Below are 13,465 nucleotides of genomic sequence, written 5' to 3'. Positions count from 1 at the left end.
TCAAATATGGGAAAAAATTAGAAATTTTTTTATAGACAAAAAATTCATAGAAACATAAATACTGTCGATAAATGATCCCATCACTTAAAGAATTTGAAAGAATTTGAACAATTTTCATACCACTATTTACAAATGGGCAGGATATATATGTAAACATTTTTGTTCTGTAAAAAGGATGTGCAGGCAATTTGGATAAACAGAAAAAGAAGAAGTCATACTTCCCCTTTCGTTTAAATATCATCTTTTTTAGTGTTTTTTTACTATTTTCTGTTTTGATCCTCCGGCTTGGCTTTGTGCAAATCGTGTATGGCGAAAATTTTAAAAGAGATTTAGAAAGAAAAGAAGATGTAACGGTCAGTAATCCTGTCCCAAGAGGAAAAATACTTGATCGAGATTACAGAATCATCGTTGATAATGTCCCAAAGAATGCGATCAGTTACACGAACGAGGGATTTAGCCAACCACAAATGCTTGAAACGGCTGAAAAATTATCAAAACTAATCAATAAAAAAACAGACAAGGTATCCGAAAGGGATAAACTTGATTTCTGGATTATGAATAATCCTGAGCGTGCTAATGCCAAAATCACAAAAAATGAAATGGAATTATTTTATGCCAAAAAATTAACAGACAGGGATATTTATCAATTAAAATTAGAGCGCATAACACCTGAAGAATTAAAGGAAATAGATAACGATAGACTTGAGGTACTTGCACTTTTTAAAGAGTTCAATAGTGGATACAAATTTACAACACAAATTATTAAAAATGAAGGAGTTACCGCTAAAGAATTGGCCGTTGTGAGCGAAAATCTTCATTCCCTTCCAGGGGTGGATACTACTACCGACTGGGAGAGGTGCTATGCTTTTGACGGAACCTTAAAGTCTGTGTTAGGAAAAGTCACCAAATCAGATGAAGGGCTGCCAGCTGAACAATTGGAATACTTCTTGGCTCGGGATTACAGCCGTAATGATCGTGTTGGCAAAAGCCAACTTGAATGGCAGTATGAAGATGTTCTTCACGGCTATAAATCAAAATTAAAAAATGTTACTGATAAAACAGGCAATATAATTGAAAATCATCCCGTATCAAAGGGAAAAAAGGGAAAAGACCTTGTCTTAAGCATTGATATGGATTTGCAAATGAAAGTTGATCGGATCATAGAGGAGGAGCTTTGGGCAGCTAAAAGATATCCTGGTACTTTCTTAACTGACCGTGCCTATGTTGTCTTAATGAACCCAAAAACAGGTGAAGTTTTAGCCATGTCAGGGAAAAAAATAGTCAGGAACAAACAAACTGGCAGCGTTGAAATGGAAGATGATGCCCTCGGGACCTTTACCACCACGTATAACGTGGGTTCGACTGTCAAGGGTGCCACGATTTTGACTGGTTATAAAACAGGTGCGATTGGCCCCGGGACTGTTTTTGATGATAAAGGTTTAAAAATTCAAGCTACTCCTCTAAAAAAATCGTATGCCTACTTAGGTAAAATAAACGAAATTAATGCCCTAAAATTATCTTCCAACGTTTATATGTTTCATACGGCTATTAGAATTGGAAAAGGGCATTATGAATATGATAAACCCTTAAATATTAGCGCGAAGGCTTTTGACACGATTAGAAACTCATTTGCTTCGTTTGGTCTTGGATCAAGAACTGGAATTGATTTACCAAATGAACAAACTGGATTTAAAGGTCAGAGCCACCTGCCTGGATATTTGCTTGACCTTGTGATTGGACAATATGATACCTATTCCGCCATGCAGTTGGCACAATATGTTTCAACAATTGCGAATGGTGGATATCGAATGCAGCCACATGTGGTCAAACAAATGCTCGAACCACAGGAAGGGAAAGATGAACTAGGTCCTGTTATACAAGAAATCTCTCCAACCGTCCTTAACACGATTGATGTGAAACCAGATTGGATGGACCGTGTCCGATTAGGTTTTAAAAAGGTCATGCTAGAACGTGGCGGTACGGCCTATAAGTACTTCAGCACTGCACCCTACTCACCTGCTGGTAAAACAGGTACAGCTGAAGCCTTTTATGACGGACCGGAGCGATATAGGTTTGGTAAGGAACCTCCTCCAGTAATGAACCTAAGCCTGATTAGCTACGCCCCTAGTTCGAATCCAGAAATCGCCATGGCCGTTATTGTTCCATGGGCATATCAGGGAAAAAAAGACAACCGAGCAAACCTGAAAATTGGCCGCCGTGTACTGGACACCTATTTTGAAATGAAAAAAAAATAAATCATGGTCGAGGGTGCCAGAAAATGGCATCCTTTTTCGTTAGATCGTTCCCCTTTTTGTCACTTCTTCTTGAGCACTGATTTCAATGCCCTTTCAATTTCAGCATAGCCGGTACATCTGCAGATATTCGACTCCAGCCATTCTTTAATCATTTGATCATCTGCTTCTGGATGCTTTAGTATTAACGAATGGCAATTCATAATAAAGCCGGGGGTGCAGTAACCGCATTGAAAAGCAAAGTTTTCCACAAAAGCACGCTGGATGGGTGTATTCTCCAACCCCTCAATAGTTGTTACTTTTTTTCCCACCGCTTCAACAGCAAGCATTAAACAGGACTTCATCGGCCAACCTTCTACATTAACTGTACATGCGCCGCAATCTCCGTTTAAACAGCCCGGTTTTGCACCTGTCAAACCAAGTTTATCCCGGATCGCATATAAAAGTGTATCGGCAGACCGAACGGTTACACTTCGATTTTCTCCATTTATATTCATCGAAATTATGTGAGATTTCAAGTTACGCTCCCCTCCTTTTTTTATTGTATGAATCTGACTTCAAGTTCCATCCAAAACTGCTAACACATCCATCAATAGATTCCGCAAAACAAATAGCCTATATTTTGCTGACCCTTCTACATCATCTAAAATAGGCTTTGGTAACTTGGAAAGCCCCTCATCAATCCTTGAAACTACTGGCAGATCTCTTTCATTTAACGAAGCTTCAAGTTCCTTTGACCGAAATGGAAAAGGGCAAAAGCCACTGATTGCGACACGTACTTCCTGACCTATTTTTAATGCCGCTACCGTGATCAAAGGGTAGCCCGTATCCCACTGCTGACGACGCTTGAAACTAAAGAACGGTGCTTTGATAAACCGTGTTTCTGTTACTATTTGAACGAGAAATTCCCCTTTTTTCAGTTGAAGCTTTTCTAAAAATATCTCATTGATTGGCACCATCTTTTTTCCTTCTGGACCGACAATTAAAACTTGGCTATCAGAAAGTAAAAATGGCAAAACAGCTTCCCGGTAAAAAATTCGAGCACAGATATTCCCACCTAAAGAAATCTTCCCTCGAGCCGTATGATCAGCGACTTGACTGGCAGTTTTCGTTAATAATGGGAAAAGATTTGCTTCTTCTATTTTTGTAAGTGAGAGGGTACTGCCAAGCAGCAAATGCTCACCACTTTCCTGCATTGCATTACATTCGGGGATATCCTTGATATCAATAACAGCTTCGGTATAGGCTAAATCTATTCTTCCAAGTGTAATTAATTCGGTTCCTCCCGAAAAGAACATAGGCTGCTTGCCCTGCTGATCTAAATAGTGATGTAAATCGGCTGCTTCTTTCAATGTGGCCGGCTTATAATAATCAAAATCAAAGGGAAGCATTATTTTTGCGCCTCCTTTGCTTTCCAAATCAACTCTGGAATGAGCGGCAAATGGTGGAGCGAAACTCCTGCCGCTGTCGACAAAGCATTCCCGAGTGCAGCAGGCATGCCCATAAGACCATGCTCTCCTACACCACGGGCTCCATAAGGCCCATCCAGCTGCGGTGTTTCCACAAATTCTACTAAATATTCTGGATTCTCTCCGTAGCGAAGTGGCCGATACGTTCGAAGTTGGGGATTCAGAACCCTGCCAAGCTCGTCAAAATAAAACGTTTCCCTTCCTGCAAAGGCCAATCCCATGCTCATGGCACCCATAACCTGACCCAAGGCTGCTTTTTCATTTAAGACTCTGCCAAGATCAACAACGGTACAAGCCTTCAGTAGCCGATAGGTAAGATCCCTTTTATCCAACTCGATTTCCACTCCATAGGCTGCTACCGTCCATTCGGGTCCAGGTTTTCCAGCCCCAGTCTCAGGATCTAGATGGGTTAGATGCCGCAAAATATAATTACCACGACCTATTATTTGTCCACCAATAGAATTACCATTTGGATATTGATAACCATAGCAAATATCTTTAAAAGGGACTCCGATTGATGGGTCATCCCGTAAATAGACTCGACTATTTGCTACTACAAGATCTTCTATTGGCGCCCTTAAGACCGTTGATGCGATATCTTTCAATTGGATAATGATATCCTCTGCTGCCTCCAATAGAGCTCTACCCGCCATAAATGTTCCCCTGCTAGCGACTGTTTTCCAGTGCTCTGGTGTTGTTTGAGTATCTACTTCCATACGTACATAAATTTTATCAACATCCATTTTCAGCCTTTCAGCAAGCATTTGAGCAAGGACTGTCTTCGTCCCTGTTCCAATTTCAATCACACCGGATAGCAAATTAATACTACCGTCACGATTAAACGTTAGAATGACCCCCGATGGTGCGTTGGGATCAATGGTCGATGTTTTCCAGCTGCAACTAACTCCTTTTACCCTGATCATCCGTTCACTTATTTCTTTGATTGGACCTTCGTCCCATTTCATTAAATCTCTAACTCGCTCAATACATTTTGATAAGTTACCTACATTACTTTTATTTAGGCGGACCCTTGTAGGGGTGGTATTCCCCGGTTTTATGGCATTAATTTTGCGTAGTTCCAGCGGGTCTATCTTTAATTTTTGCGCCAGTAAATCCACTGTCCGCTCAATGGCAAAGGAAAGTTCCGAATGACTAAATCCTCTAAATGGGGCTGCATAGGGGTGGTTCGTATACATGCAGTACGAATCGCACCAGACATTTTCAATATTATACGGACCAGTGCAATCGGCTGCACCTGCTCTTGTTAGATCAATTGCTTTATCAGAATAGGCCCCGCCATCCCACAAAAAGCGAATGTCTGCTGCTTTAATTTTGCCACTACTGTCTGCTCCAAGTTTAACTTTTGCATCTAAACCTATGTGACAGGGAGAGGTTAATATATCTTCTTCTCTCGTATTCAATATCTCTACTGGTTTTCCGCCAACTGCCTTTGAAGCTAGATAGGCCAAAACTTCAAGCTGTACGGCTGCCTTCCCGCCATAGGCTCCACCTACGAGTGGAGTACGGACAATAATTTTCCCCATATCCTCACCAAAGTAATCAGCGATAAGCCTTTTGGTCATAAAAGGTGCTTGTGATGAAGTGGTAATAATGATAGTCCCCTCAGGTAATATCTCAGCAGACGAACATCTAGTTTCCATTGCGACATGATCAGAAGGGGAAAAGGAAAAACTCGCTTCCACCACTGTTTCACTTTCGCTCCAGCCCTTTTCCCTATTGCCCTTGCGGATTTTAATATGGGTAGCAATATTGGTGTCAGGCACCGGGTGAGAATCTTCTTCTTTTTTATAATCACCTAATCGTTCATGGACTAATGGTGCCCCTTTTTCAAACGCTTGTGACGGTGAATTAACCATCGGCAGCAATTCATATTGGACCTTAATAAGATCAGCAGCCATTTTAGCCTGCTCAGGTGAATCGGCAACAACAAGCGCAACCGTTTCCCCATGATAACGAACCTTGTCTACTGCGATTGGCGGTCGATCTCGGATTGCTTCCCCTGTTAATGGGTAGTGCTTCCCAGCGAGGATTGCCCTTACCCCGGGAATCTTTGAAGCCTCCGTTGTGTCTATTTTCACAATTTTGGCATGGCCATAAGGACTAATGACCATTTTGCCAGACAGCATCGGAATCGTATGATAGTCATGAGTATATTTCGCCCTTCCAGACACCTTATCAAACGCCTCTTTGCGAATGACACTTTTCCCAATAACCTCCAAATCCTGTCCTCCCCCCATGTATAAGTGGATTTTATACTGAGTAAATCCAACTTATAACTGCCTATAACACTGTTATTACCTACTGAAGAACAATCTCCGCTTACTCGGGAATGGTCCACAGAAGTTGCACTCTTTCATGGACTGGCTTTCTCCACACCTCAATCAATTGAGCAACGATACTAACAGCGATTTCCTCAGGACCCTTTGCTCCAATATTCTTACCCATAGGTGAATAAATCCAGGTTGGGACATTTTCATATTTAAGCAGCCTTTTGGTTCTTTCCCGCGGCCCTAGTACACCTAAGTACTTTATATGCTCCTTGCGTACCACCTCTAATATTTCTTGATCCCTCTCAAAATGATGTGTCATGATGACCAAAAAATCATAAGGAGAGAAGGAAATTTGCTTCAAAAGCTTTTTAGGAAAGCCCAATAGGAGCTGCTCAGCTTTGGGAAAATATTTTCTTTGACAAAACTCTTCCCGCCAATCACATACGGTAACTAAAAATCCTGTTTCCGCGGCCAGGTGAACAAGTGGTTTTGCGTCTGGTCCTGCCCCGAAGACTATGAGCCTTGGCTTAGGTTGATACGTATGTTGATAAATGGAATCAGTTCCAGGTATGATTCCACTTTTAGATGTAAAGGCAATTTTAGGAATATCCCCTGACCAATTTCCAAACGGATCCCCTTCCTCCTCAATAAACAGATACTCCCCCAATTCATCGAGCTTTTTTAACACGATTACAGGTTTACAGTTATCTAGGGATCTTTTTACAACAAAGAGATCCTCAGTTAATTTTTCAGAGACTGGCTCTAGTAAAATATCAATTGTTCCATTGCAGCCATTCCCTTGACCCCAACTCATATCGTCTTCATCTGCCAAATTATAATGGAACATTTTTGCTTCTTGCTTGATGAAAACCTCTTGAGCTTTAATGGTCAAATCTGTTTCCAAGCAACCTGCAGTTAACATGCCAAATTGCTTCCCATCTTCACAAAAAAGCATGGAAGAACCTTCTCTTTTATATGCTGATCCTTGAACACGAACAATGGTTGCTAATACCTTTTGGCCTGGTTGATCAATGACTTCTAAAATCGGATAAATATCATCCATAAGAATCCTCCACTTCATACTCAAAAATCCCTATCTTATTTATATTAGTTTGGAGGCTATTCCTAGAATGATAAATTTTCAATGTGGCAATCATAGAAATAAATATATTGCAAAAAATAAACTGAATCTAAATCCAGAAAAGGATGAAGACATGAAGAAAAATCGTGCATTATTTTTAACAGCTGTCGCCTCTGGAACGATGTTAAATCCACTTAATTCATCAATGATCGCCTTAGCATTACACAGTATACAGAAGGATTTTCAGCTTTCCTTTACAACCGTTTCGTGGTTGATATCCAGCTTTTATTTAGCAAGTGCAGTAGCACAGCCGGTTACAGGAAAAATTGGTGATATTTTTGGGAGAAAAAAAACCTTTTTAACGGGACTCATTTTAGTTGCCTTGTCAGCGTTTGGTGCACCTATGTCACATACCTTTCTCATATTGCTTGTCATGAGACTGTTTCAATCGATTGGGAGCAGTGCCATTTATCCAGCAGGGATGTCGTTAATTCGAGACCATGTCAAAGAAAGACAGGCCTCAGCCCTTGCCGTATTATCGATTTTCGCTTCGGCAATGGTAGCACTAGGGCCTACTATTGGAGGTTTCTTAATTGTTTGGGGCAATTGGCCAGCCATCTTCTGGGTAAATTTCCCCTTTATTATCCTCAGTTTTCTGCTGGGGTGGTATATGTTTCCGAAGGACATCAAACAAGATAAGGCTCATATGAAGAAATTATTCTCCAACCTGGATTTTCTCGGAATCGGGTACTTCGCTGCCGGAATGGTATTCTTTTTATGGTTTTTGTTATCTTTTGAAGGAAAAATTCATTATCTATCGGGGTTTGTTGGAATCATCTTTTTCGGTTTATTTGTTCTGAGGGAGTTAAGAGTCAAGGAGCCATTTATTGATATTCGTATTTTTAAAACACATCCAAAGCTTTCGATGGTGTACATCCAGTTCATCTTTTTGAATATCTTTTTTTATTGTTTATTTTTCGGGCTGCCCAGTTATTTTCAAGAAGGATTGGGTTTAAGCGTGGAAATGAGTGGCTTGTTAATGTTATTTATGTCTGGAGTCAGCATTATTATTTCATCTGTAACGGGAAAATGGATCGACCGGGCCGGTGTAAACCTGCCGATTATGGTTGGCTCTTTTATATCAATTATTGGTGCACTGGCTTTTATCCTGTTTTTTGTAAATACTTCCTATTTGGGTATCGGGATTATTTTATCAATCATGGGCTTAAGCTATGGAATTGGAAATGTTGTGCTCCAAGTGGCCATGGTTAAGGAGAGTCCAAAAGAGATTATCGGGACAACATCCGGCTTATTTCAAACCTGCCGATATTTGGGCTCCATTTTATCCTCAATCATTTTAGGATTAATCTTTGGGAAAGAAGTCACTGCGGAAAATATGAAAATCATCGGGGAAGTTTTACTGTTCACGGGCATCATTAGCTTTTTAATGAGCCTATGGTTTTCTCGGGAGACATTTAACTTTAGAAAAATGCGGCATATTTGATCACACACTATTCGAATTTCTATCCACATGACTCCCATGAGGACAAAGTTTGCTCTTCGAAACAGACTTTTGTCCTCATGAACAACTTAAGAATGAATCGGCAAGACATAAAACAACACACAAAAAAAGTGAGCAACACTGGCTGCTAATACAAATAGGTGCCAGACTGCGTGGTGATATTTAAACCCACGCCAAACATAGAAAATGGCTCCGATTGTATACAGTGCGCCCCCAATAGCTAAATAGGTCATCCCTTCCAAGGATAGATTATTCACTAATGGTTTCCATGCGAAGACAATTAACCAGCCCATGACCACATAAAGCGCCGTTGATGAAAAAAGGTACTTTTTCACAAAAAAGCATTTAAAGACGGTACCCGCAATCGCAAGTCCCCAAACGATTCCAAAAAGTGACCAACCTAGTGTTCCTTTGATTACGATTAATAAAAATGGTGTGTAGGTCCCGGCAATAAAAAAGTAAATAGACGAATGATCAAAAATTTCAAAAATGTCCTTTGCCTTTCCTTCAGGAAAACTATGAAGCAAGGTAGATGACATATAAAGTATAAACATTGTTACTCCAAAGATCGTGAAGCTAACCACATGCCACACCGTTCCATATAGGGATGCATATACAATTAAAATAACTAAGGCAGAAATACTTAATAGTGCCCCCACTCCGTGTGTGATGGAATTAGCTAGTTCCTCTTTTTTTGAAAAAGTATGTGTAACTGCCAATAGGATTTCCTCCTTTCAAGTAGCGCGATTCAATTAAATAGAAATGATATTCATGAAAATAACATGATTATCAAAGAAGGACAATGGACATTTGTCATCTACCAAAACTAAAAAAAGTGAAACTTATCGTTAAGTATCACTTTCCTTTCTAACCTTATTAACATTATCGATTATTTTCTTAATATTTTCTCTCGGACTCCAGCAATTAAATTGGTAGTTCGTTTTTGTCTCAAAGCCTAAACGACTACAAAAGTAGTGCATCCCCTCTGGCTTTTTTTCTGCTTTAAAATGCCTGCATGTCGCACAACAATGGAAATCTTTCATTTACTCTCCTTTTCTTTTCTTAAACTATTAATCTTTCGTTCATAATTTATTAATAATTTTCCATTAAGATTTAAATAGGTTCACGGAAGAACCTTAAACCTCCGCCCCCTTAAAATATAGATTAGTTTGAATACCCGGCCCCATGGCCGGGTAATTTTTTTTTATAGTACTTTCCACACCTGGATAAGTATACTTCTCCTAAACCCTGTCAATAACAATACCAATCAAGGAAATTGATGAGGTGTTGAATATGAAGGGAATTTATTTTATCAATGATCGTATTTGTTTAAATGGTCTAACTAAGGAAGAAAGTATTTCAGTTCAAGAACAATCCTTAAAGAAGATGATCCACGACCAAAAAATTCAAGTAGTAAAGTTCAACCCCTACCAGTTGAATGACTATTACACCATTCCACATGCACTTTTATACGATTTAAAAAAAGAAAAAGTTTCTATCGATTGTTTTTTGTATTACTCCTCACAGGTGATCGAAGATTTTATTTACAGCTATCCAGCTAAATGGCTTATTTTAAAAAGCTTCTTTAAGGAACTAATCTCCGTTGAGGAACAAAATGATTTAAATATTCAAGAAGTTGTTTAATCAAGAGAATTCTTTGCCTGCTTTCGATAAACAATAACAAAGTTAATCAGGATAATGATGACCATATAGGCGCCGTAAAGTCCGAAAGAATAAAGCTTGTTGTTACTAAATGAAGCACCTGCATACGACAAAAGCAGAATGTTTGGAACTTTTCCGATTATGGATGCGATAAAAAATGTTAGCCATCTTACATGACTTAATCCACAAATGATATTGACAACCGGAGCTGGAATGATAGGAATTAATCGACAGGTTAATATCGCTACAAAGGAATTTCTGTTTAAATACTCATCGTATTCCTGAACTTTTGGATATTTCATCAGTTTATCCTGGGCAAAATCGCGAAAACCATACCTGGATAAGAAGAAGAAAGCCATCGTCCCAGCCATGGCCCCTGTTAAGGATACAAGCATCCCTTGGGCCGTTCCAAATACAGCTCCGATCATTCCTGCTAAAACTGGAAACGGGATGACAGGAAAAAAGACACATATCGACACTAATAACATACTAATGAAAATCGATAAGGCTCCGCCTTGTTTAACAAGATGCAGTAATTCATCCTTTTGAAAAAAACCAATCGCAATAATTACAAGCAATATCCCTATACTAAAAATTCTTTTATACATCCGACAACTCCATTCACTTCAATTTTTTTAATTAGTCTTATCATACTATATTTTTAATTTTGAAAAAATAAAAAGAGCCTTTCAGTGTTGAAAGACCCTTCTACTTATCTATTAAAATGCAGTCCTTGCACCAAGGTACCTTGGTTTCCAGTAGGAATTTGTCATATCTGCAATCGATACACCTTTTGATCCCGCTTGAATGAATTGGTTGTTTCCCAAATAAATCCCTACATGTGTTGGACCTGGAGCGTATGTTTCAAAGAATACCAGATCTCCGGGATTTGGGTTGCTGACAGCCTTCAGTCCAGACCATTGTGTTGCTGCCGTTCGTGGAATGGTTACTCCAACTTTATTAAATACATAACTTGTCATACCACTGCAATCAAAACCTGCCGGCGTATTGCCACCCCATAAATACGGTGTTCCTATGTATTTTTTTGCTTCATCCATCACCAGTTGCGCCTTTGATACTGTTGGTGCAGGTACTGGATTTGATGTACCACCCACAGTTACCTTTAAGACTTGTCCTACATAGATCATATCTGATGTGAGGTTATTCAATGATTTAAGCTGGGCAATGGAAAGTTTGTAGCGCACTGAAATAAGGTAAAGTGTGTCCCCTTTTTGGACCGTATAGGTAGGTGCAACTAGTTCGTGGCTGTGTGGTGCTAATAATGATAGCTTCTGATTTACATAGAGATTATCACTTGTTAGGTGATTCCAAGTTTTCAAGTCTGCAACCGTGACTTTGTTTGCTTGTGAAATCTTCCAAAGTGTATCTCCCGATTGGACAGTATAATTATTTTCATGTGCACTAGCAGAACCAACAAATGTAGAAAACAGGATCCCCGCCGTTGCTGCGAATGATAATAGATGTTTTTTCATCGTAGCATCCTTTCAATTCGTTTGTGTACCTACATCATAAACGAACATTAAGGATGGAATAAACCCCAAGGATATGGCTTACAAGGTAAAAAAATCCAATACTAGCAAAGAAAACCGAAAATATAACAAACACAACTAAGTAACTATCCACTATATATCATGCTTTTCATGGAATCTTACATTATTTATTAATATTTTCGTAACATAAATGTAACACAAAAGAAGTTTATGATTTTTATAGATCTCACATAATTCTCACTAGGATGTAGAAATATTGTAACAATACTCCCATCCACTGTGGGCTGATAAACCTATAATAAACCTATAGTTTATAAATATTAATGAATTTGGGTGATGATGATGCAAGGAATAGGAAAAGGACATCCACATGCTATGGGGCACCCTCATGGAATGAGAAATGTAATAGATTATGATAAAAATCCATTTATCGTTATTTGGGAAGTAACGAGAGCCTGTCAGCTTAGGTGCATTCACTGTCGTGCTGATGCGCAGCTTACTCCAGACCCACGGGAACTTTCACATAAAGAAGGAATCAATTTAATTGATCAAATTTATGAGATGGATAATCCAATGCTCGTTTTAACAGGCGGGGATTGTATGATGAGAGAAGACCTTTATGAACTTGCTGATTATGCAATTAAAAAAGGGATGCGCGTTTCGATGACACCTAGTGCCACAGCGAATGTAACAAAAGAAAAAATGAAACAGTTCAAAGATGTCGGACTCTCACGCTGGGGCTTTAGTTTAGACGGCCCAACACCAGAGATTCATGATCATTTCCGCGGGACCCCTGGATCATTTGATTTAACCGTTGAAAAAATTAAATACTTAAATGAATTAGACATGCCGCTCCAAATCAATACAGTAATCTCTCGTTATAATTATGACTCGCTTGAACAAATGGCAAAACTAGTTGGCGAGCTAGGCGCAGTTATGTGGTACATTTTCTTACTTGTCCCAACAGGCAGAGGACAATTGGATGCATGTATTTCTCCTGCTGAGCATGAAAAGGTGTTTCGTTGGTTGTATGAATTAAGCAAAACTGCACCATATGATATTAAAACCACCGCAGCACAACATTACCGCAGGGTTGTTTTACAGCAAAAGACGCGCGACCAGTTAATTGAAAAAGGTGAAATTCATTACGAAGACTCGATTACAACTGATTTTGCTTCCATGCATGATGGCTTGAAGCGTGCACCAAAAGGGGTAAATGATGGCAACGGCTTCGCCTTTGTCTCCCATATTGGAGATGTTATGCCAAGTGGATTACTTCCAATTGTCGGTGGTAACATCCGTGATACCCCGCTTGCAGAAATTTATCGTGAGGCAAAAGTATTTAAAGAACTACGTCAACCTGATAACTACAAAGGCAAATGCGGCGTCTGTGAATACAACAAAATGTGCGGCGGTTCCCGCTCACGAACTTATGCCGTAACAGGCAATTATCTGGAAAGTGAACCGTTCTGTGTTTATATACCACAAGCGATGCGGAATAAAGAAACTTCACCAATCGTATAACCATTATTAATTAGTAAAGAGGCATTCTGCTATATGATATGCTCCCGATAAAGTAGACAGATGAAATAATAAAAATCTGTTTACTTTATTGGGGGCTTTTTCTATGGGGAAATATTCAGCACAAGAAAAATTTGAGATAATAACGGCTTATGA

General features: G+C 39.4%; 11 protein-coding genes. 4 read left to right on the top strand and 7 right to left on the bottom strand.

Annotated elements, in window-relative coordinates; all coding sequences use genetic code 11:
- Window positions 1–188 precede the first annotated feature (188 nt).
- Window positions 189–2,255, top strand: a complete 2,067-nt coding sequence (locus J7E66_RS16350; RefSeq protein WP_215001757.1) for a peptidoglycan D,D-transpeptidase FtsI family protein — start codon at window positions 189–191, stop codon at window positions 2,253–2,255.
- Window positions 2,256–2,314: 59 nt separating this feature from the next.
- On the opposite strand, the gene J7E66_RS16345 is transcribed toward J7E66_RS16350, so the two are convergent.
- The 4 genes from J7E66_RS16345 to J7E66_RS16330 all read right to left on the bottom strand — a co-directional run bounded on the left by J7E66_RS16345 (window position 2,315) and on the right by J7E66_RS16330 (window position 7,075).
- Window positions 2,315–2,749 (bottom strand): (2Fe-2S)-binding protein, encoded by a 435-nt coding sequence (locus J7E66_RS16345; protein ID WP_215002067.1) that lies wholly within the window; start codon window positions 2,747–2,749, stop codon window positions 2,315–2,317.
- 60 nt (window positions 2,750–2,809) lie between these two features.
- Window positions 2,810–3,643: an FAD binding domain-containing protein gene (locus J7E66_RS16340; protein WP_215001755.1), complete on the bottom strand. Its 834-nt coding sequence runs from the start codon at window positions 3,641–3,643 to the stop codon at window positions 2,810–2,812.
- Window positions 3,643–5,979 carry a xanthine dehydrogenase family protein molybdopterin-binding subunit gene (locus J7E66_RS16335; protein ID WP_215001753.1) on the bottom strand — a complete coding sequence of 779 codons (2,337 nt, stop codon included), beginning with the start codon at window positions 5,977–5,979 and terminating at the stop codon, window positions 3,643–3,645. Before J7E66_RS16335 ends, J7E66_RS16340 begins: the two co-directional genes overlap by 1 nt.
- A gap of 82 nt (window positions 5,980–6,061) precedes the next feature.
- Window positions 6,062–7,075 carry an XdhC family protein gene (locus tag J7E66_RS16330; RefSeq protein WP_215001751.1) on the bottom strand — a complete coding sequence of 338 codons (1,014 nt, stop codon included), beginning with the start codon at window positions 7,073–7,075 and terminating at the stop codon, window positions 6,062–6,064.
- Window positions 7,076–7,226: 151 nt separating this feature from the next.
- Between J7E66_RS16330 and J7E66_RS16325 the strand changes: the two genes are divergently transcribed.
- Window positions 7,227–8,597 (top strand): MFS transporter, encoded by a 1,371-nt coding sequence (locus tag J7E66_RS16325; protein ID WP_215002064.1) that lies wholly within the window; start codon window positions 7,227–7,229, stop codon window positions 8,595–8,597.
- 86 nt (window positions 8,598–8,683) lie between these two features.
- Here J7E66_RS16325 and trhA read toward each other — a convergent pair whose 3' ends face one another.
- On the bottom strand, window positions 8,684–9,334 hold the full coding sequence (gene trhA, locus J7E66_RS16320; RefSeq protein WP_215001749.1) for a PAQR family membrane homeostasis protein TrhA: 651 nt from the start codon (window positions 9,332–9,334) through the stop codon (window positions 8,684–8,686).
- Between the two features lie 574 nt (window positions 9,335–9,908).
- Between trhA and J7E66_RS16315 the strand changes: the two genes are divergently transcribed.
- A complete protein-coding gene (locus tag J7E66_RS16315) occupies window positions 9,909–10,259 on the top strand; it encodes a hypothetical protein (protein ID WP_215001747.1) in 351 nt (116 codons plus the stop codon).
- On the opposite strand, the gene J7E66_RS16310 is transcribed toward J7E66_RS16315, so the two are convergent.
- Both J7E66_RS16310 and J7E66_RS16305 read right to left on the bottom strand, forming a co-directional pair.
- Complete coding sequence (locus J7E66_RS16310) at window positions 10,256–10,885, bottom strand: TVP38/TMEM64 family protein (protein ID WP_215001745.1); 630 nt, start codon at window positions 10,883–10,885, stop codon at window positions 10,256–10,258. The genes J7E66_RS16315 and J7E66_RS16310 overlap by 4 nt on opposite strands.
- A 111-nt stretch (window positions 10,886–10,996) precedes the next feature.
- Window positions 10,997–11,770: a C40 family peptidase gene (locus J7E66_RS16305; protein ID WP_215001743.1), complete on the bottom strand. Its 774-nt coding sequence runs from the start codon at window positions 11,768–11,770 to the stop codon at window positions 10,997–10,999.
- Window positions 11,771–12,181: 411 nt separating this feature from the next.
- Between J7E66_RS16305 and J7E66_RS16300 the strand changes: the two genes are divergently transcribed.
- The gene (locus tag J7E66_RS16300) at window positions 12,182–13,312 is read left to right on the top strand and encodes a TIGR04053 family radical SAM/SPASM domain-containing protein (RefSeq protein ID WP_251032960.1); all 1,131 of its coding nucleotides are present in this window, start codon (window positions 12,182–12,184) and stop codon (window positions 13,310–13,312) included.
- Window positions 13,313–13,465 lie beyond the last annotated feature (153 nt).

It is taken from the genome of Bacillus sp. ISL-7 (assembly GCF_018613065.1).
The sequence above is the reverse complement of the archived record's forward strand: the minus strand, read 5'-3'. Positions and strand labels throughout refer to the sequence as shown.

Bases quoted from the DNA above. Each gene is read 5' to 3' on its own strand.
- J7E66_RS16345 (WP_215002067.1), bottom strand. From the start codon at position 2,749: ATGAATATAAATGGAGAAAATCGAAGTGTAACCGTTCGGTCTGCCGAT.
- J7E66_RS16340 (WP_215001755.1), bottom strand. From the start codon at position 3,643: ATGCTTCCCTTTGATTTTGATTATTATAAGCCGGCCACATTGAAAGAA.
- J7E66_RS16335 (WP_215001753.1), bottom strand. From the start codon at position 5,979: ATGGGGGGAGGACAGGATTTGGAGGTTATTGGGAAAAGTGTCATTCGC.
- J7E66_RS16330 (WP_215001751.1), bottom strand. From the start codon at position 7,075: ATGGATGATATTTATCCGATTTTAGAAGTCATTGATCAACCAGGCCAA.
- J7E66_RS16325 (WP_215002064.1), top strand. From the start codon at position 7,227: ATGAAGAAAAATCGTGCATTATTTTTAACAGCTGTCGCCTCTGGAACG.
- J7E66_RS16315 (WP_215001747.1), top strand. From the start codon at position 9,909: ATGAAGGGAATTTATTTTATCAATGATCGTATTTGTTTAAATGGTCTA.
- J7E66_RS16310 (WP_215001745.1), bottom strand. From the start codon at position 10,885: ATGTATAAAAGAATTTTTAGTATAGGGATATTGCTTGTAATTATTGCG.
- J7E66_RS16305 (WP_215001743.1), bottom strand. From the start codon at position 11,770: ATGAAAAAACATCTATTATCATTCGCAGCAACGGCGGGGATCCTGTTT.
- J7E66_RS16300 (WP_251032960.1), top strand. From the start codon at position 12,182: ATGAGAAATGTAATAGATTATGATAAAAATCCATTTATCGTTATTTGG.